Annotated in this window: 16 protein-coding genes; 9 read left to right on the top strand and 7 right to left on the bottom strand. The window is 63.8% G+C overall.

Annotated elements, in window-relative coordinates:
• Positions 1-24: 24 nt before the first annotated feature.
• From JQ621_RS31345 to JQ621_RS31325, 5 genes are all read right to left on the bottom strand, one after another.
• Positions 25-1,014 carry an ABC transporter ATP-binding protein gene (locus JQ621_RS31345; RefSeq protein ID WP_212240754.1) on the bottom strand — a complete coding sequence of 330 codons (990 nt, stop codon included), beginning with the start codon at positions 1,012-1,014 and terminating at the stop codon, positions 25-27.
• Positions 1,011-1,997: an ABC transporter ATP-binding protein gene (locus tag JQ621_RS31340; protein ID WP_212240753.1), complete on the bottom strand. Its 987-nt coding sequence runs from the start codon at positions 1,995-1,997 to the stop codon at positions 1,011-1,013. Before JQ621_RS31340 ends, JQ621_RS31345 begins: the two co-directional genes overlap by 4 nt.
• A gap of 13 nt (positions 1,998-2,010) precedes the next feature.
• The gene (locus JQ621_RS31335) at positions 2,011-2,973 is read right to left on the bottom strand and encodes an ABC transporter permease (RefSeq protein WP_212240752.1); all 963 of its coding nucleotides are present in this window, start codon (positions 2,971-2,973) and stop codon (positions 2,011-2,013) included.
• A 1-nt stretch (position 2,974) separates the two neighbouring features.
• Positions 2,975-3,955 carry an ABC transporter permease gene (locus JQ621_RS31330; protein ID WP_212240751.1) on the bottom strand — a complete coding sequence of 327 codons (981 nt, stop codon included), beginning with the start codon at positions 3,953-3,955 and terminating at the stop codon, positions 2,975-2,977.
• Positions 3,956-4,068: 113 nt separating this feature from the next.
• Entirely contained in the window at positions 4,069-5,670 is a 1,602-nt protein-coding gene (locus JQ621_RS31325) for an ABC transporter substrate-binding protein (protein WP_212240750.1), read from the bottom strand.
• 376 nt (positions 5,671-6,046) lie between these two features.
• Between JQ621_RS31325 and JQ621_RS31320 the strand changes: the two genes are divergently transcribed.
• From JQ621_RS31320 to JQ621_RS31295, 6 genes are all read left to right on the top strand, one after another.
• Positions 6,047-6,304 carry a DUF6489 family protein gene (locus JQ621_RS31320; RefSeq protein WP_212240749.1) on the top strand — a complete coding sequence of 86 codons (258 nt, stop codon included), beginning with the start codon at positions 6,047-6,049 and terminating at the stop codon, positions 6,302-6,304.
• Entirely contained in the window at positions 6,304-7,104 is an 801-nt protein-coding gene (locus tag JQ621_RS31315) for an esterase/lipase family protein (RefSeq protein ID WP_212240748.1), read from the top strand. The genes JQ621_RS31320 and JQ621_RS31315 overlap by 1 nt, the downstream gene beginning before the upstream one ends.
• 45 nt (positions 7,105-7,149) lie before the next feature.
• Complete coding sequence (locus tag JQ621_RS31310) at positions 7,150-8,700, top strand: WS/DGAT/MGAT family O-acyltransferase (protein WP_212240747.1); 1,551 nt, start codon at positions 7,150-7,152, stop codon at positions 8,698-8,700.
• 22 nt (positions 8,701-8,722) lie between these two features.
• Positions 8,723-9,718 (top strand): alpha/beta fold hydrolase, encoded by a 996-nt coding sequence (locus JQ621_RS31305; RefSeq protein WP_212240745.1) that lies wholly within the window; start codon positions 8,723-8,725, stop codon positions 9,716-9,718.
• 129 nt (positions 9,719-9,847) lie between these two features.
• The gene (locus JQ621_RS31300; RefSeq protein WP_212240743.1) at positions 9,848-13,084 is read left to right on the top strand and encodes a bifunctional cytochrome P450/NADPH--P450 reductase; all 3,237 of its coding nucleotides are present in this window, start codon (positions 9,848-9,850) and stop codon (positions 13,082-13,084) included.
• Positions 13,085-13,114: 30 nt separating this feature from the next.
• A complete protein-coding gene (locus JQ621_RS31295; RefSeq protein ID WP_212240742.1) occupies positions 13,115-13,789 on the top strand; it encodes a spermidine synthase in 675 nt (224 codons plus the stop codon).
• On the opposite strand, the gene JQ621_RS31290 is transcribed toward JQ621_RS31295, so the two are convergent.
• On the bottom strand, positions 13,786-14,250 hold the full coding sequence (locus tag JQ621_RS31290) for a nuclear transport factor 2 family protein (RefSeq protein ID WP_212240741.1): 465 nt from the start codon (positions 14,248-14,250) through the stop codon (positions 13,786-13,788). The genes JQ621_RS31295 and JQ621_RS31290 overlap by 4 nt on opposite strands.
• A gap of 126 nt (positions 14,251-14,376) precedes the next feature.
• Entirely contained in the window at positions 14,377-15,291 is a 915-nt protein-coding gene (locus tag JQ621_RS31285; RefSeq protein ID WP_212240740.1) for an alpha/beta fold hydrolase, read from the bottom strand.
• 160 nt (positions 15,292-15,451) lie between these two features.
• Here JQ621_RS31285 and JQ621_RS31280 point away from each other — a divergent pair, with 160 nt between their 5' ends.
• From JQ621_RS31280 to JQ621_RS31270, 3 genes are read left to right on the top strand one after another with little or no spacing between them, the layout of a single operon-like run.
• On the top strand, positions 15,452-15,832 hold the full coding sequence (locus tag JQ621_RS31280; protein WP_212240739.1) for a hypothetical protein: 381 nt from the start codon (positions 15,452-15,454) through the stop codon (positions 15,830-15,832).
• On the top strand, positions 15,829-16,911 hold the full coding sequence (locus JQ621_RS31275; protein WP_212240738.1) for an alpha/beta fold hydrolase: 1,083 nt from the start codon (positions 15,829-15,831) through the stop codon (positions 16,909-16,911). The genes JQ621_RS31280 and JQ621_RS31275 overlap by 4 nt, the downstream gene beginning before the upstream one ends.
• On the top strand, positions 16,908-17,501 hold the full coding sequence (locus JQ621_RS31270; protein ID WP_212240736.1) for a GNAT family N-acetyltransferase: 594 nt from the start codon (positions 16,908-16,910) through the stop codon (positions 17,499-17,501). Before JQ621_RS31275 ends, JQ621_RS31270 begins: the two co-directional genes overlap by 4 nt.
• Positions 17,502-17,520 lie beyond the last annotated feature (19 nt).

The following is a 17,520-nucleotide window of genomic DNA, read 5'->3' as shown; positions in this document are numbered from 1 at the left end:
CACAGGCCGCATGGCACGCGCGCGTTAGGCCGGGACCGGCGCGGTGTTAACGGCATGGCAGGCGACGCCGTCGATCAGATCAGGAACGTCCTTGCGGCAGAGCTCGAACGCCAGCGGACAGCGTGGATTGAAGGCGCAGCCGGGCGGCGGATTGATCGGGTTCGGGATCTCTCCCTTGACCGGAATGCGCTGACGGCCGCTCATGGCAAGGTCAGGCACGGCGCCGAGCAGCATTTTGGTATAGGGCATGCGCGGATTGGCGAACAGCTCGCGCCCCTCCGCGATCTCGACGATGCGGCCGAGATACATCACGCCGACCCGGCTCGCCATGTGCCTGACCACGGCGAGGTTGTGGCTGATGAACATGTAGGTCAGGCCGAACTTGTCCTGGAGGTCGCGCATCAGGTTCAGGATCTGCGCCTGCACGGACACGTCGAGGGCGGAGGTCGGCTCGTCACAGACGATGAATTCCGCGTCGGAGGCAAGTGCGCGCGCGATGGCGATGCGCTGGCGCTGGCCGCCCGAGAATTCATGCGGGAATTTCAGCCGGTCGTCGGGATGCAGGCCGACGAGGCTGAGCAGCTCGCCAACGCGGGCCTGGATGTCGCGTTCACCCTGGATCAGGTCGAAGGCGCGGATCGGCTCGGAGATGATGGCGTCGACGCGAAAGCGCGGGTTCAGGCTCGCATAGGGGTCCTGGAAGATCATCTGGATGCGGCGGCGCAGTTTGCGTCGCGCCGTCGCCTGCCGCGGGTCGGCCATCGCAATGCCGTCGATCAGCACGTCGCCGGAGCTCGGCGGTAACAGGCCGACCACCATCCGCGCCACCGTGGTCTTGCCCGAGCCGGACTCGCCGACCAACGCAAAGGTCTCGCCCTTCCTGATGTCGAAGGTGACGCCGTCGACAGCCTTGAGATATTCGAGCTGGCCACCCTCGAGCACACGGTTGAGCCATGGCTTCGAGACGTCGAAGACGCGGCGCAGATTTGTGGCCTGGACGAAGGGGGTGCTCATGCCGCGCTCTCCGCCGGGGCGGTGTCATAGAGGTGGCAGGCAACGGATTGTGTGCCGCGCGGCAATGGCTCCGGCCGGTCGACGCGGCAGCGATCGAACGCAGATCCGCAGCGCGGGTTGAACGAGCAGCCGCGCGGGATTGCCGAGAGCCGCGGCATCGAGCCGGGAATCTGCACCAGGCGCTTGTCCTCGCCGGCAAGCGTCGGGATCGCGCCCATCAGGCCCTTGGCGTAGGGATGGAGCGGATTCCTCACGACGTCCTGCACAGGACCGATCTCGGCGACGCGGCCGGCATACATCACCGCGACGCGGTCCGAGGTTTCGGCGATGACGCCCATATCGTGGGTGACCAGCATCACGGCAGTGCCATGGTCGCGACCGAGCCGTTTGATCAGCGAGATGATCTGCGCCTGCACGGAGACGTCGAGCGCGGTGGTCGGCTCGTCCGCGATGATCAACTCCGGCTCGGCGCAGATTGCGAGCGCAATCACGACGCGTTGGCGCATGCCGCCGGAGAATTCGTGGGGATAACCGTCGATGCGCTTGTCCGGCGCAGGGATGCCGACTTCGGCGAGCAGGTCGATGGCGCGGCGGCGGGCCGCAGTCTCGGATAGATTGAGATGAGTGCGGATCGTCTCGATGATCTGGTCGCCGACCTTGTAGAGCGGATTGAGCGAGGTGAGGGGATCCTGGAAGATCATGCCGATGCGCTTGCCGCGGACACGGCGCATCTCTTCCGGCGGCAGATTGTCGATGCGCAGGCCCGAGAGGCGAATCTCGCCGCCGGAGATGCGACCAGGCGGATCGATCAGGCCGATCACCGAAAGGCCGGTCACGGATTTGCCGGCGCCGGATTCGCCGACCACACCGAGCACCTCGCCCTTGGCGATGTCGAATGAGACGCCGTCGATGGCGCGCAGCGTGCCGCGACGGGAGGCGAACTCGACCTGAAGATTGCGGACGGAGAGAACGGGTTCGGTCATGAACGCTGCATACTCATCGAAGTTTCGGGTTGAGGGCGTCGCGCAGCCAGTCGCCGAGCAGGTTGATGGACAGGATCAACGCCGCGAGTGCGATGCCGGGGAATGCGACGATCCACCATTCGCCTGCGAACAGATAGCCGTTGCCGATGCGGATCAGCGTGCCGAGCGACGGCATGGTCTCGGGCATGCCCGATCCCAGGAACGACAGCGTTGCCTCGGTGATGATGGCGAGCGCGAGGTTGATGGTGGCGATCACGAGGATCGGCCCCGTAGTGTTCGGCAGCACGTGGCGGAGCATGATCACGGGGGCAGGCAGGCCGATCAGTTGCGCGGCCGCGACATAATCCTTGTTCTTCTCGATCATGACCGAGCCGCGCACCGTGCGCGCGTACTGCACCCAAAAACTCAGGCCGATCGCAAAGACCAGGACCGCCAACATGCTCATTTCGTCGAGCTTGTTGCCAAAGACCGATTTGGCGATGCCGTTGATCAGCAGCGCGATCAGGATGGCCGGAAAGGACAGTTGCACATCGGCGATGCGCATGATCAGCCCGTCGACGGCGCCGCCGAAATAGCCGGCCGTCAGCCCGAGCAGGATGCCGAGCGCGCCGGACAAGACCACGCCGAGGACACCGACGAGCAGCGAGATGCGCAGGCCGTAGAGGATCGCGGACAGCACGTCGCGGCCCTGCTCGTCGGTGCCGAGCAGGAACGGGCTTTGGCCATCCGCGGTCCAGAGCGGCGAGATGCGCGAATTCATCAGCTGGAGCTGCGCCGGGTCGAACGGATTTTGCACCGAGAACACCGGGGCGAAGATCGCGATCAGGAAGAACAGCAGCGTCACCGCAGCCGCGATCATGGTGATCTTGGAGCGGCGGAACGAATAGAACAGGTCGCTGTCGAGCGCGCGCTTGAACCAGCCGGGTGCGGCCGCAGCGCGCTTCTCAACCTCATGCGGAACGACGGCCTCGCTCATCTCAATGTGCCCGGCTGACCGTCGAACGCAGTCGCGGGTCGACGATGGTGTAGAGGATATCAACCACGAGATTGATGGTGACGAAAATCAGGGAGACCATCATCAGGTAGGCCGCCATGATCGGGATATCGACGTTCTGAACGGCTTGCACGAACAGGAGTCCCATGCCGGGCCACTGGAACACGGTCTCGGTGATGATCGCGAAAGCGATCACCGAGCCAAATTGCAGGCCTGCGACGGTGATGACCGGAACCATGGTGTTGCGCAGCGCGTGACCGAAATGGATCGCCCGCGTGGTCAGACCGCGGGCGCGGGCGAAGCGGATATAGTCGGTCCGCATCACCTCCAGCATCTCGGCACGGACGAGTCGCATGATCAGCGTCATCTGGAACAGACCGAGCGTGATCGAAGGCATGATCAGCGCCTTCAGGCCCGACAGGGTGAGGAGGCCCGTGGTCCACCAGCCGATATGCACGACGTCGCCGCGACCGAACGAGGGCAGCCAGCCGAGGGTGACCGAGAACAGGTAGATCATGAGAACGCCGATCAGGAAGGTCGGCAGCGAGATGCCGATCAGCGAGACGGCCTGGAATATATGGGCGAGCCAGCTGTCACGGCGAAGCGCCGAATAGACTCCCATCAAGATGCCGCTGACCATCGCGAAGATGGTGGCGCAGATCGCAAGCTCCAGCGTCGCGGGCATCCGCTCCACCAGCAGATTGGTGACAGGCAGGCGGAACTGGTAGGAGACGCCGAACTTGAACTGTGCAGCGTTGCCGATATAGCGGCCGAACTGCACGATCACGGGATCGTCGAGGCCGAGCGATTTGCGGATCGCGGCGCGCTCGGCGCCGGACGTGTCCATCCCGACCATCTGGTTCACGGGATCGCCGGCGAAGCGGAACATCGAGAACGCGATGATCCCGACGGCGATCATGACGCCAATGGCCTGGATGGCCCGGCGCAGTGTGAAAGCGAGCATCTGTTCCTTTCACATCTCTTCAGCGGCACGCATCATTGCGTTAGCCCGAAACAGCAAGTCCCGGAAGCCAGGTCTTGGAAGTATTGGCTTCCGGGACTCACAGATGTCGACACCTATTCGTCCTGCTTGGTTGCCCAGTAGAGCATGACCATGTTGTCCGCACGCTGGGTCAGCTTCACCTTCTTCGACACGCCCCAGGCGATGGCCTGCTGGTGCAGCGGGACATAGGCCCAGTCCTTCATCGAGATATCGAAAGCCTGCTTGATCAGGAGATCGCGCTTGGTCGTGTCGGGTTCCACGAGGATCTTGTCGGCGAGCTCGTCGAACTGCTTGTTGCAGTAGCCGGCGAGATTGGCCTCGCCGCGGTTCGGATCCTTGGGATCGTCCCGGCAGCCCATGATGTCGTGCAGCACGTTATGGGCGTCGAGCGTATCCGGGGTCCAGCCCAGCATGAACAGCGAAGTCTTGTAGCCGCCGGGCTTCAGCACCTTGGCGAAATACTGGGCCTTCGGTTGCGCCAGCAGATCCACCTTGATGTTGATGCGGGCGAGCATGCCGACGATCGCCTGGCAGATCGCAGCGTCATTGACGTAGCGATCGTTCGGGCAGTCCATCGTTACCTCGAAACCATCAGGATAGCCGGCGTCCGCCAGAAGCTTCTTGGCGGCGTCGGGATCGAGCTTCGGCCGGGTGAAGTCCTTCGAGAACGGAAAGATCTCCGGTGCGACCATCAATGCGGACGGTGTGGAGAGCCCGCGCATGACGCGATTCTTGATCAGATCGACGTCGATCGCCCGGTAGACGGCTTCACGGACGCGGACGTCCTTGAACGGATTCTTGCCCTTGACGTTGGAGTACAACAGTTCGTCACGCGCCTGATCCATGCCGACGAAGATGGTGCGGAGTTCAGGTCCCGCCAGCACGGTGGCGTTGGGGCTTGCTTTGACGCGCTCGATGTCCTGGACCGGAACCGGCTCGATCACGTCAACCTCGCCGGACAACAGCGCCGCGACACGCGTGGCGGGGTTTGCGATCGGCGTGAAGACGATCTCCTTCAGATTGTGCTCCGGCTTGCGCCACCAGTTGGGATTGGCCTTGAAGACGGTCTTCACGCCCGGCTGATGGCTTTCGATGGTAAAGGCGCCGGTGCCGTTTTCATGAAGCGACGCGTAGCTTGGGGTCGTCGCGGCCGCGGGCGTCGGTGCCACCGCATCGTTGGCCTCTGCCCATTTCTTGTCCATAATGTACCAGGTCGCCCACAGCGCCGTCAGGATGGGATTGGGCGAGGACAGGACGAAATCGACGGTGTAATCGTCGATCTTGACGACCTTGGCGTCGGCGGGAACGCGGCTCTGGAAATTCGAGCCTTTCGCCCGCACACGGTCGGCCGAGAACACCACATCGTCAGCGGTGAAGGGGTCGCCATTGTGGAATTTCACGTCCTTGCGCAGGTGAAAGCGCCAGCGTGTCGGCTCCGGTGTCTCCCAGCTTTCGGCGAGCGCCGGGATGATCTTCAGGTCCTTGCCGCGGGCAACCAGGCCCTCATAGACATGACCGAGATGCGCACTGGTGGTCGATTCGTTCAGCGTGTAGGGGTCGAGCGATTTCAGCTCACCCTGGTTGGCGTAGCGCAGCGTCTGGCTCGATGCCGGCGACACCGCCAACGCAAGCGCACCGGCGAGCGTCGCCGCAAACAGACTTTGTCCGACTGACATTCTTGACCCTCTTCACTCGCCCCGACCGTCATTTTTGATTGTTCGGCGGGGCCGATCGATCCATGTTGCCCAGAGTTCTCGACCCGTGCAAGCGCCATTCCAGCAAGGAACGCGCCAAGTTGCACCGCTGTGCAGCAATGCTGACCAACAATTTAGGGGAGAGAAGCAGGCTGGCGACATTCGACTTTCGGCCCACCGGATAGCGAAAACGGGGGTGGAAAAGGCCCGCCGGCGTCCCCATCCGCGCCCGGCATTTGATTGACCATATCCCTCGATTGCGGAAGCCCGTGTCCGGCCCCAGGTCTCAGGTCGCTTGCGTCGTACGCCATGTCGCGGCGATACTGTGGACGCCGCTCGAATCTCATCCGGAGGGGACATGAAAGTTAACATCGAAATCGACTGCACCCCCCTCGAAGCCCGCCAGTTCTTCGGATTGCCCGATGTGTCGCCGATGCAGACGGCGGTGATGGACAAGCTGCAGCAGCAGGTGTTGAGCAACATCGACAAAGTGTCGCCGGAATCGCTGATCCAGAGCTGGTTCACCTTCGATCCCAAGCTCGCGGAACGGTTTCAGGACATGTTCGTCACCATGGCCGGCCTCGGCGCCCCGCGTAGCGGCGACAAGAAGAAATAATGCCTGATACGCGCGACGGGGCGCCAGGCCCGGGCCGGCTTCGTCCGCCGTCGCTCGGCCTGCTGCTTGCGGAGGCGCGGGGCCTGTTCGAATTCAACGCCAGCGTCCTGCTGTCGCCGCTGCTGCTGCGCGCGCCGAGGGGCGACGGACATCCGGTGCTGGCGCTGCCGGGCTTTCTCGCCAGCGATCTCTCGATGGCGCCGATGCGGCGCTATCTCGGCGAACTCGGCTATGAGGCGCATGCCTGGCGGATGGGCCGCAATCTCGGCGGCCTGGCGCAGATGCGGGAAGCCGTCCGCACACGCCTCGCCGAAATCCACGCCGCGAGCGGACGGAAGGTCAGTCTGGTCGGATGGAGCCTCGGCGGCGTCTACGCCCGCGATCTCGCGCTCCAGGCTCCCGACATGGTCCGCAACGTCATCACGCTCGGCAGCCCCTTTGCCAATGATGTGCGGGCGACCAATGCGACGGCGCTCTACGAGGCGCTGTCCGGTGAGAATGTCGAGGACTTTGCCGAACTGCGCGAGGCGATTGCCGGCGATCTCGAGGTGCCGGCGACGTCGATCTATTCGCGCACCGACGGCGTCGTGAACTGGCGGACCTGCCTGCTGCGCTCCAACGCGCGGGCCGAGAACATCGAGGTGTATTTCGCGAGCCATATCGGGCTCGGGGTGAACGCAGCCGCGTTGTGGGCCGTGGCGGATCGCCTGGCGCAACCGGAGGGGGAGTTCTGGCCATTTGACCGGGCCGGGCCGTTTGCCATTGCATATGCCCCGCCGGAGCGGGCAGTATCGGCCTGACGAGAAGCGCCAAAAGGCGCCCGTCAAATACAAGCGGAGGGAACTATGGCTGACGGTAAGAAGCTGTCGTCGCTGGACGCGTCGTTTCTCTATCTGGAAACGCCTGAGATGCCGATGCATGTCGGCAGCATGGCGATCTTTCGTCTGCCCGACGACTACAAGGGCGACTTCTTCGAAGACTTCAAGGCGATGATCGTCTCGCGGCTCCACATCGCGCCGATTCTGAAAGCGCGCCTCGAGAAGGCGCCGCTCGACATCGATCATCCTACCTGGGTCGAGGACGATCAGTTCGATATCGACCGTCACATCTTCCGCGCCAGTCTGCCGGCACCGCGCGATCGGGCCACGCTCGAACGCATCGTCGGTTGGATGCATGCCAAGCTGCTGAACCGCGCCCGCCCGCTCTGGGAGTTCTATGTGTTCGAGGGCATGAAGGACAACGAGGTCGGCCTCTATTCCAAGATGCACCATGCCGCCATCGACGGCGGCGCCGGAGCGGCCTTGACCAACATGATCTACGACATCTCGCCGATCCCGCGACAGGTCGATCCGCCGACGGGCGGTTCCAAGCCCGGGCAGGAGCCGCGCGACATCGCTGCGAACCTTCTGGATTCTTATCAGCAGCTCTTCACCCAGCCGCTCGATGCCTCGGCGGCCGCGAAGAACCTGCAGCTGCCGCGCACCGGCAAGAGCGATATCGGCTCGATCCTGTTCGACAACGCGATGTACCAGATCGAGAGCGCGGTGCGTTTTGCCGGCAATATCCCGACCATGGTGAAGAGCGTCTCCGACGTGCTCGGCAAGATTTCCGATCCGAAGTCGCGCGAGAGCCTTGCCAGCATGGTGTCGCCGCCGACCATGCTCAACAAGACGATTTCGTCGGAGCGCAGCTTTGCCGGCGTGTCGATCTCGCTGTCGCGGGCCAAGGCGCTCGCCAAGCTCGCCGGCGGCAAGCTCAACGACGTGGTGCTGGCGCTCGCCTCCGGCGTGGTCCGCCGCTATCTGCTGCAATACGGCACGCTGCCGGCGAAGTCGCTGACCGCCGCCGTGCCGATCTCGCTGCGCGAGGAGGGCAACACCGAGGCCAATAACCAGGTCTTCGGCATGATCTGCTCGATTGCCACCAACATCGAGGATCCCAAGGCGCGGCTGGAGGCCATCATCGCCCAGTCGACCAGGTCCAAGGAGATGTCGCATCCGCTGCGGGCCTTGATGCCGCAGGTCTCCAACATCTCGATGCTGGGCGCGCCGATCATCGTCCAGATCTTGGCGCTGCTCTACAGTCGCTCCGATCTTTCGGACGTGCTGCCGCCGGCGGCGAACATCACCGTGTCCAACGTGCCGGGCCCGCGGCAGACGCTCTATGCTGCCGGCGCCGAGCTGCTGCACATCTTCCCGGTGTCGATCTCGACGCACGGGCAGGCGCTCAACATCACCGTGCAGAGCTATCGCGACCAGCTCGATTTCGGCTTCATCGTCGGTGCCAACATCATTCCGCATGTGCAGGTGATGTGCGACATGTTGCCGGCGGAGTTTGCCGCGCTCGAAGCGGCCTACGCGCCGCCCGCGGCCGACATCAGGGGCGCGGCCGAATGACAGGCATATTGGGAAATTCGCAATGATCGAAATGCCGCCGCTGAAGTTCGCGAAGACGAACGGAATCCGCATGGGCTATTACGAGGCGGGCCCTGTCACCGACAAACCGCCGGTAGTGCTGTGCCATGGCTGGCCCGAAATCGCATTCTCTTGGCGTCACCAGATCAAGGCGCTCAGCGAGGCCGGCATCCGCGTGATCGCGCCGGACCAGCGCGGCTATGGCGCGACCGACCGGCCCGAGCCGGTCGAAGCCTACGACATGGAGCATTTGACGGGCGATCTCGTCGGGCTGCTCGATCATCTCGAGATCGAGAAGGCGATCTTCGTCGGGCATGACTGGGGCGGCTTCGTCGTCTGGCAGATGCCGCTGCGACATCCGACGCGGGTCGCCGGCGTCGTCGGCGTCAACACGCCGCATTGGGACCGCGCGCCGATGGATCCGATCGCGCTGTTCCGCCAGCGCTTCGGCGACAAGATGTACATCGTCCAGTTCCAGGATCCGGGCCGCGGACCCGACAAGATCTTCAGCAGCCGGGTCGAGCAGACCTTCGACTTGCTGATGCGTGAACCGACGGGAGCGCCGCCGAACAAGCCGACGGAGCCGCCGGTCGCGGGCGTGGGTGCGTCGGCCAAGACCAATCTCGCGATTCCCGACATGGTTGCTGCATATGACGCGAGGTTCGACCCGCGAAAGCCAATCCTGTCGGCGGAGGAAAGAAAGGTGTTCGTCGACACCTTCACGAAAACCGGCTTCACCGGCGGCATCAACTGGTATCGCAATTTCACGCGCAACTGGGAGCGTTCGAAAGGGCTCGATCACCACATCACCGTCCCGTCGCTGATGATCATGGCCGAGAACGACGCGGTGCTGCCGCCGTCGGCGGCGGAGGGCATGGAAAAGCTGGTGGCTGACCTCGAGAAGCATCTGGTGAAGGACAGCGGCCATTGGACGCAGCAGGAGAAGCCGGAAGAGGTCAGCGCCATCCTGATCGAATGGCGCAGAAGGCGGTTTGGCTGACGACGAAGTCGTCGATGTAATATCGACGTCGTTCCGGGGCGGTCCGCTGCACCGAACCCGGAACCTCGAGATTCCGGGTTCGATGCTGCGCATCGCCCCGGAATGACGAATTGGGGGAAGTGTAGTTACATGTCATCGAAGAACCGTCTCGATCCGATTCCGCAGCCGCCGACCAAGCCGGTCGTCGGCAACATGCTGTCGTTGGACTCGGCAGCTCCCGTGCAGCACCTGACGCGGCTCGCCAAGGAGCTGGGTCCGATCTTCTGGCTCGACATGATGGGCTCGCCGATCGTCGTCGTTTCCGGCCATGATCTCGTCGACGAGCTCTCCGACGAAAAGCGCTTCGACAAGACGGTGCGTGGTGCGCTGCGCCGCGTGCGTGCCGTCGGCGGCGACGGGCTGTTCACGGCGGATACCAGCGAGCCGAACTGGAGCAAAGCGCACAACATCCTGCTCCAGCCCTTCGGCAATCGCGCCATGCAATCCTACCATCCGAGCATGGTCGATATCGCCGAGCAGCTCGTCCGGAAATGGGAGCGGCTCAACGCCGACGACGAGATCGACGTGGTCCACGACATGACCGCGCTGACGCTGGACACGATCGGCCTGTGCGGCTTCGACTACCGCTTCAACTCGTTCTACCGGCGCGACTACCATCCGTTCGTCGAGTCGCTGGTGCGCTCGCTCGAAACCATCATGATGACCCGCGGGCTGCCGTTCGAGCAGCTCTGGATGCAGAAGCGCCGCAAGACGCTGAACGAAGACGTCGACTTCATGAACAAGATGGTCGACGAGATCATCGCCGAGCGTCGCAAGAGCGCTGAAGGCATCGACGACAAGAAGGACATGCTCGCCGCGATGATGACTGGCGTCGACCGCGCGACGGGTGAGCAGCTCGACGACGTCAACATCCGCTATCAGATCAACACGTTCTTGATCGCCGGCCACGAGACCACCAGCGGCCTGCTGTCCTGCGCGCTCTATGCGCTGCTCAAGCATCCGGACGTGCTCAAGAAGGCCTACGACGAGGTCGATCGCGTCTTTGGTCCCGACGTCAACGCCAAGCCGACCTACCAGCAGGTGACGCAGCTCACTTACATCACGCAGATCCTGAAAGAGGCGCTGCGGCTGTGGCCGCCGGCGCCTGCGTACGGCATCTCGCCGCTCGGCGACGAGACCATCGGTGGCGGCAAGTACAGGCTCAGGAAGGGCACCTTCACCACGATCCTGGTGACGGCGCTGCATCGGGACCCCAGCGTCTGGGGAGCCAACCCTGATGCCTTCGACCCCGAAAATTTCAGCAAGGACGCAGAGGCGAAGCGGCCGATCAATGCCTGGAAGCCGTTTGGTAACGGCCAGCGCGCCTGTATCGGCCGGGGTTTTGCGATGCACGAGGCCGCGCTTGCGCTCGGCATGATCCTCCAGCGCTTCAAGCTGATCGACCACCAGCGCTACCAGATGCACCTGAAGGAAACGCTGACGATGAAGCCTGAGGGCTTCAAGATCAAGGTGCGCCCACGTGCCGATCGCGAGCGCGGCGCTTATGGCGGGCCTGTGGCTGCGACGACTTCGGCGCCAAAGGCACCGCGCCAGCCGACCACGCGGCCCGGCCACAACACGCCGATGCTGGTGCTGTACGGCTCCAATCTCGGCACGGCCGAGGAACTTGCGACGCGCATGGCGGACCTTGCCGAGATCAACGGCTTTGCCGTGCATCTCGGGCCGCTCGATGATTACGTCGGCAGGTTGCCGCAGGAGGGCGGGGTGCTGATTATCTGCGCTTCCTACAACGGCGCGCCGCCGGACAATGCGTCGCAATTCGTCAAGTGGCTCGGTGACGATCTGCCGAAGGATGCTTTTGCGAATGTGCGCTATGCCGTGTTCGGCTGCGGCAACAGCGACTGGGCCGCGACCTATCAGTCGGTGCCGCGCTTCATCGACGAGCAATTGTCCAAGCATGGCGCACGCGCGGTCTATCCGCGCGGCGAGGGTGATGCCCGCAGCGATCTCGATGGCCAGTTCCAGAAATGGTTCCCGGCGGCCGCTCAGGTCGCCACCAGGGAATTCGGCATCGACTGGAACTTTACGCGTACCGCGGAGGACGATCCGCTCTATGCGATCGAGCCGGTGGCCGTGACGGCCGTCAACACCATCGTCGCGCAAGGCGGCGCGGTGGCGATGAAGGTGCTGGCCAACGACGAGCTGCAGAACAAGAGCGGTGCCAATCCGTCGGAGCGCTCGACCCGCCACATCGAGGTGCAGCTGCCGGCAAACGTCACCTACCGCGTCGGCGATCACCTCAGCGTCGTTCCGCGCAACGATCCGACGCTGGTCGATTCTGTCGCCCGCCGCTTCGGCTTCCTGCCGGCCGACCAGATCAGGCTTCAGGTCGCCGAGGGCCGCCGCGCGCAATTGCCGGTTGGCAATGCCGTGTCGGTCGGCCGCCTGCTCAGCGAGTTCGTCGAGTTGCAGCAGGTGGCGACGCGGAAGCAGATCCAGACCATGGCCGAGCACACCCGCTGTCCGGTCACCAGGCCGAAACTGCTGGCATTTGTCGGCGAGGAGGCTGAGCCTCTCGAGCGTTATCGCGGCGAGATTCTGGCGAAACGCAAATCGGTGTTCGACCTGCTGCTCGAGTATCCCGCATGCGAGCTGCCATTCCACGTCTACCTGGAAATGCTCTCGCTGCTGGCGCCTCGTTACTACTCGATATCGTCCTCGCCGTCGGTGGACCCGGCGCGCTGCAGCGTCACGGTCGGCATTGTCGAGGGGCCGGCAGCGTCGGGGCGCGGCACCTACAAAGGCGTCTGCTCGAATTACCTCGCCAACCGCCGCGCAGGCGACACCATCTATGCGACCGTGCGCGAGACCAAGGCCGGCTTCCGGCTGCCGGATGATTCATCGATTCCCATCATCATGATCGGACCGGGTACGGGACTCGCGCCGTTCCGCGGCTTCCTCCAGGAGCGCGCAGCGCGCAAGGCCAAGGGCTCCGCCCTCGGGCCCGCGATGTTGTTCTTCGGCTGCCGCCATCCCGACCAGGATTTTCTCTATGCGGACGAGCTCAGAGCGCTCGCCGCAAGCGGCATCACCGAACTGTTCACCGCGTTCTCGCGGGCGGATGGACCGAAGACCTATGTCCAGCATGTGCTTGCCGCGCAGAAGGACAAGGTCTGGCCGCTGATCGAACGGGGCGCGATCATCTATGTCTGCGGTGACGGCAGCAGGATGGAGCCCGACGTCAAGGCCGCGCTCGTCGCGATCCATCGCGAGAAGAACGGCAGCGATGCGGCTGCCGGCGCGCGCTGGATCGAGGAGATGGGCACGAAGAACCGCTACGTGCTGGACGTGTGGGCGGGCGGGTGACCGCCAGCCCAATCGTGCTAAACGTCAGGCATGATTCCCTGGGAAAAGATCGACACCGCCAAAATCCCCGGCTCCGACGAGGAACTCCGCCTGATGCGGCGGGGCAAGGAGTTTTCCATCAAGCTCGGCACCAACGAGCTGATGAACAATCGCCTGTCGGGTTCCGAGGCCGCGCTCGCGACGCTTGCTGCAAAACAGATCGAGAAAGTGACCAAGCCCGCTGTTCTGATCGGTGGCCTCGGCATGGGCTTTACCTTGCGCGCGGCGCTCGCGGTGCTCGGCAGCAAGGCGAAGATCGTCGTCGCCGAGCTGGTGCCGGCGGTCGTGACCTGGGCGCGCGGCCCGATGGCGGAGGTCTTCGGCGACAGCCTCGACGATGCCAGGGTCAGCATCCGACAGACCGATGTCGGCGACATCATCCGGGCGAAGAGCTCGGTCTTCGACGCTATTTTGCTCGACGTCGACAACGGGCCGGAAGGGCTGACCCGCAAGGGCAATGATGCGCTCTACAGCGCGAGCGGATTGACGGCGGCGAAGGCGGCACTACGGCCAGCCGGCGTGCTGGCCGTGTGGTCGTCGGGACCCAATTCCGCCTTTACCAAGCGTCTCGGTCGCGCCGGCTTCGACGTCAATGAGGTGAATGTTCGCGCCACCGGCCGAGGCGGTGGCGCGCGTCATGTGATCTGGATTGCCAGGAAGAGCTAGAACATCGTGTTGTTGTTGGCCGGATTGTCCGGGATGGGCTGAACGACGTCCCAATGCTCGACGATCTTGCCATTCTCCAGCTTGAAGATGTCGACGATTGCGTTGCCTTTGGTGCCGGGCTCGCGAACCGCGTTGACGTGCAGGATCACGTAGTCGCCGTCCACGAACGAGCGCTTGATCTCGCTGTGCGAGTTCGGGAATTTTTCGCGCAAGAAGCCGATGAACTTTCGGAAACCCTCAGGGCCATCGGCAGCGTTCGGGTTGTGCTGGGTGTAGCGGTCGCCGACATAGGCGAGCGCGCCGTCTGCGTCCTTCTGATTGAGACCCTTCTCGTAGAAGGCCAGCACAGCCTTGCGATTTGCCTCTTCCTGTGCGCTGCCGGCCATCGCGGCGCCGCCGACGAGCGACAGCATGAGGAGGGAAGCGGTAACGATTGCCGCAGACCGGACGATGAGATGCATGTGAGCTCCGAGAGGCCGCAGCCTATGTCTTGCGATTGAGGGGGGCCTGTATAGCCTTGGCGTCGACTGACGTTAAGACAGTCACCGCTGGCTCACATGGTCACTGCGGGGAGACCTCCCGGGTGGTTACGCCGCCTTCGCCGCCGCTCCATGTGCGTGCTTGTCGATCGCAGCAATGATGTCCGGCCAGAACCGCATCGGCAGCGCGTGGCCCATGCCCTCGATCATCAACAGCTTTGCGCCCGGAATTGACTCCGCCGTGTCCTTGCCGCCTTCGGGGCGTACCAGCGGGTCAACCGTGCCGTGAATGACCAGGGTCGGCGTCTTGACGCTATGCAGCCGCTCCTTGCGGCTGCCGGAGGCGAGCACGGCGCGGAGCTGTCGTCCGACGCCTGCCGGATTGAGCCCGCGGGCGAAGACGCGTTCCGCACGGCCGGGGTCGAGCGCTTCCTCTTCCGGAAAGGAACCCGCGCGCAAAACCTTCCAGGTCTCGCCGAAACGGGTGATGAACTCCTCCTTGCCGCGCGGCGGCGGCGCCATCAGCATGGCGGCCGCTTGCCGCGTCGGGGGCGGCACGCGCGGATTGCCTGTGGTCGACATGATCGAGGTGAGCGAGCGCACGCGCTGCGGGAACGACAGTGTCACCTCCTGCGCGATCATGCCGCCCATGGAGGCGCCGACCAGATGCGCGGATTTGATTCCGAGCGCATCCATCAGGCCGATCGTGTCCTTTGCCATGTCGATCAGCTTGTACGTCGCGGCGACCGGAATCCTGAGGAAACGCAGCTTCAGCAGTTCGAGCGGCGTCAGGCGCTTGCCGCCGGTCAAATGGCTCGACTTGCCGATGTCACGGTTGTCGAAACGGATCACGCGAAAGCCGCGCGCGGCAAGCTGCTCGCAGAACCCGTCGTCCCAATGGATCATCTGCGCGCCGAGCCCCATGATCAGCAGCAGCGGCTCGGCATTGTCGTTGCCGAAAATCTCGTAGCAGATGTCGATGCCGTTGGCGCGGACGGACTGGGGCGGCTGATGGGCGTTCACGGGCGTATTCCCTCGAGCTTTCGATCGTTGCTGTATCGCACGGTTTCCCGCGGCGAAGAAGCCGTGTTCCGGACCAGTGCTTGCCGGTTGACCGCCACCCCGCGACGGTGTGGTATGGCGGGAAAGAGGGGCACAAGCCCTCCACATCGGGAGGACGCTGATGACCGACAAGATCAATGATCCAGTCGCCTTGTGGCAGAAGATGGTCGGGGAGATGGAGAAGGGGTTCAACTCCTTCGCCACCAAGGCGATGGAGACGCCGGAATTCTCGCAGGCCATGAACCGGGCCGGTAGCGCTGCTGCGGGTGCTCAGAAGCAATTCGGCGATCTCATGGAGAAATATCTTCTCTCGATGAACCTGCCGAGCCGCGAACAGATGACCGGCATCGCCGAGCGCCTGCAGGCCATCGAGGGCCAGATCGGCGAGATCAAGTCGATGCTGAGTCAGATGTCGGCAGCGTCAGGTGGGTCGCAAATCGGCGCCGCGCCGCGGCCGCCGCGCACCAAGCGTCCGCCCTCCGAAGGCGGAGAGCAGAAATGAACGCGCCGACGGGACTCGATTTCTCGGCAATCCCGGAACGCATCCAGGCCGAGGTGCAGCGCGCCATCCAGCGCAGCATCAAGGGCGTCGAATATTTCTCGACCTCCGGTCCGACGCTCGGATCGACCCCGAAGGACGTGCTGCATTCGCGCGGCACGATGAGCCTGTATCACTATCGGCCGGTGTCGGACGAGATCTACCGTGTGCCAGTCCTGATCGTGATGGCGACCACCAATCGCGGCTACATCCTGGATCTCGTGCCGGGCCAGAGCTTCATCGAGTTCCTGCTGCGACGTGGCTACGACGTCTACATGCTCGATTGGAGCGCGCCGCGCCCGGAGGAGAAGAGCCTCCGCATGGAGGACTATGTCCTCGACTTCATTCCGGATTGCGTCCGACGCGTGCAGGCCGATTCCGGCGAGCAGGACGTCTCGATCGTCGGCTATTGTTTCGGTGGGGTGCTGTCGCTGCTGTACGGCTCGATCTTCCCGGATGGGCCGATGAAGAACCTGATCTGCTTCACGACGCCAATCGACTTTCGCGAGATGAAGCTGTTCGCCAATTTCTCCGACCGCCGCTATTTCGACGTCGACCGTCTGGTCGACAGCGTGGGCAACGTGCCGCCGGAGATGATCCTGTCCTCGTTCGAGATGCTGCGTCCGGCTTCGCGCACGGCGAGCCAGATCCAGCTCTGGGAGAACATCTGGAACGACGAGTTCGTGAAGTCGTACCGGATGTTCGATCGCTGGGCGACGGATACGCTGCCGCTGGCGGGCGAGTATTTCCGCACCATCACCAAGGACCTGATGTGGGACAACAAGCTCTTCAACGACACCATGTCGGTCGGGGGCCGCGCGGCGAAGCTCGAGAACATCAAGGTCCCGATCCTGCACGCGGTCGCCGAGCACGATCACATCGTGCCGTATGACGCCGCCAAGCATCTGATCTCCAAGATTGGTTCGGAGGACAAGGAAGAGGTGATGCTGAAAGGCGGCCACGTCTCGCTGGTCGCCGGCGCCAACGCGGTGAAGCGGCTGTGGCCGAAACTGGATACCTGGCTGGGAAAGAGATCGACATGAGTGAGCAGCGTTCCTACCCGCGTCGCGTCAAGACCGACGCCGGCGATATCGAGATCCGCCTGATGTCGCCGGCGGACGAAGCGGCCGTGCTTGCCTTCGGCAAGGGCCTGCCGCCCCACGACCTGTTGTTCCTGCCGCGCAACATCAGCGAGCCGAAGGTGCTGTCGGCCTGGGTCAAGGAGATCGAGCGCGGCGCAATTCAGAGCCTGCTCGCGGTGAAAGACGGCAAGGTCGTCGGCTGCGGCACCTTGGTGCGCGATCCGCATTCCTGGTCGCCACATGTCGGCGAAATCCGGATGGTTGTCTCGCAGGACGTCCGCGGCAAGGGGGTGGGGAAGGCGCTGTCGCAGGAGACCTTTGCGCTCGCGCTGGGGGCAGGGCTGGAGAAGCTCTCGGTCCAGATGACCGTCGACCAGCAGGCGGCGATCGCGCTGTTCGAGAGCCTCGGCTTCAAGGCCGAGGCCCTGCTGCGGGACCACGTCCGGGATGTCGGTGGTAAGACCCACGACATCGTCGTGCTCGGCCACAACATCGCGCAGGTCCAGGCCCAGATGGAGGCCTATGGGCTGCCGGGCGCCGTCCAGCATTAAAGCGCCGTCCAATACAAGC

Source organism: Bradyrhizobium manausense (assembly GCF_018129685.1).
GTDB classification, from domain to species: Bacteria; Pseudomonadota; Alphaproteobacteria; order Rhizobiales; family Xanthobacteraceae; genus Bradyrhizobium; species Bradyrhizobium manausense_D.
The sequence above is the reverse complement of the archived record's forward strand: the minus strand, read 5'-3'. Positions and strand labels throughout refer to the sequence as shown.

Coding starts and splice junctions, on each gene's coding strand:
- JQ621_RS31345 (WP_212240754.1), bottom strand. CDS start 1,014: ATGAGCACCCCCTTCGTCCAGGCCACAAATCTGCGCCGCGTCTTCGAC.
- JQ621_RS31340 (WP_212240753.1), bottom strand. CDS start 1,997: ATGACCGAACCCGTTCTCTCCGTCCGCAATCTTCAGGTCGAGTTCGCC.
- JQ621_RS31335 (WP_212240752.1), bottom strand. CDS start 2,973: ATGAGCGAGGCCGTCGTTCCGCATGAGGTTGAGAAGCGCGCTGCGGCC.
- JQ621_RS31330 (WP_212240751.1), bottom strand. CDS start 3,955: ATGCTCGCTTTCACACTGCGCCGGGCCATCCAGGCCATTGGCGTCATG.
- JQ621_RS31325 (WP_212240750.1), bottom strand. CDS start 5,670: ATGTCAGTCGGACAAAGTCTGTTTGCGGCGACGCTCGCCGGTGCGCTT.
- JQ621_RS31320 (WP_212240749.1), top strand. CDS start 6,047: ATGAAAGTTAACATCGAAATCGACTGCACCCCCCTCGAAGCCCGCCAG.
- JQ621_RS31315 (WP_212240748.1), top strand. CDS start 6,304: ATGCCTGATACGCGCGACGGGGCGCCAGGCCCGGGCCGGCTTCGTCCG.
- JQ621_RS31310 (WP_212240747.1), top strand. CDS start 7,150: ATGGCTGACGGTAAGAAGCTGTCGTCGCTGGACGCGTCGTTTCTCTAT.
- JQ621_RS31305 (WP_212240745.1), top strand. CDS start 8,723: ATGATCGAAATGCCGCCGCTGAAGTTCGCGAAGACGAACGGAATCCGC.
- JQ621_RS31300 (WP_212240743.1), top strand. CDS start 9,848: ATGTCATCGAAGAACCGTCTCGATCCGATTCCGCAGCCGCCGACCAAG.
- JQ621_RS31295 (WP_212240742.1), top strand. CDS start 13,115: ATGATTCCCTGGGAAAAGATCGACACCGCCAAAATCCCCGGCTCCGAC.
- JQ621_RS31290 (WP_212240741.1), bottom strand. CDS start 14,250: ATGCATCTCATCGTCCGGTCTGCGGCAATCGTTACCGCTTCCCTCCTC.
- JQ621_RS31280 (WP_212240739.1), top strand. CDS start 15,452: ATGACCGACAAGATCAATGATCCAGTCGCCTTGTGGCAGAAGATGGTC.
- JQ621_RS31275 (WP_212240738.1), top strand. CDS start 15,829: ATGAACGCGCCGACGGGACTCGATTTCTCGGCAATCCCGGAACGCATC.
- JQ621_RS31270 (WP_212240736.1), top strand. CDS start 16,908: ATGAGTGAGCAGCGTTCCTACCCGCGTCGCGTCAAGACCGACGCCGGC.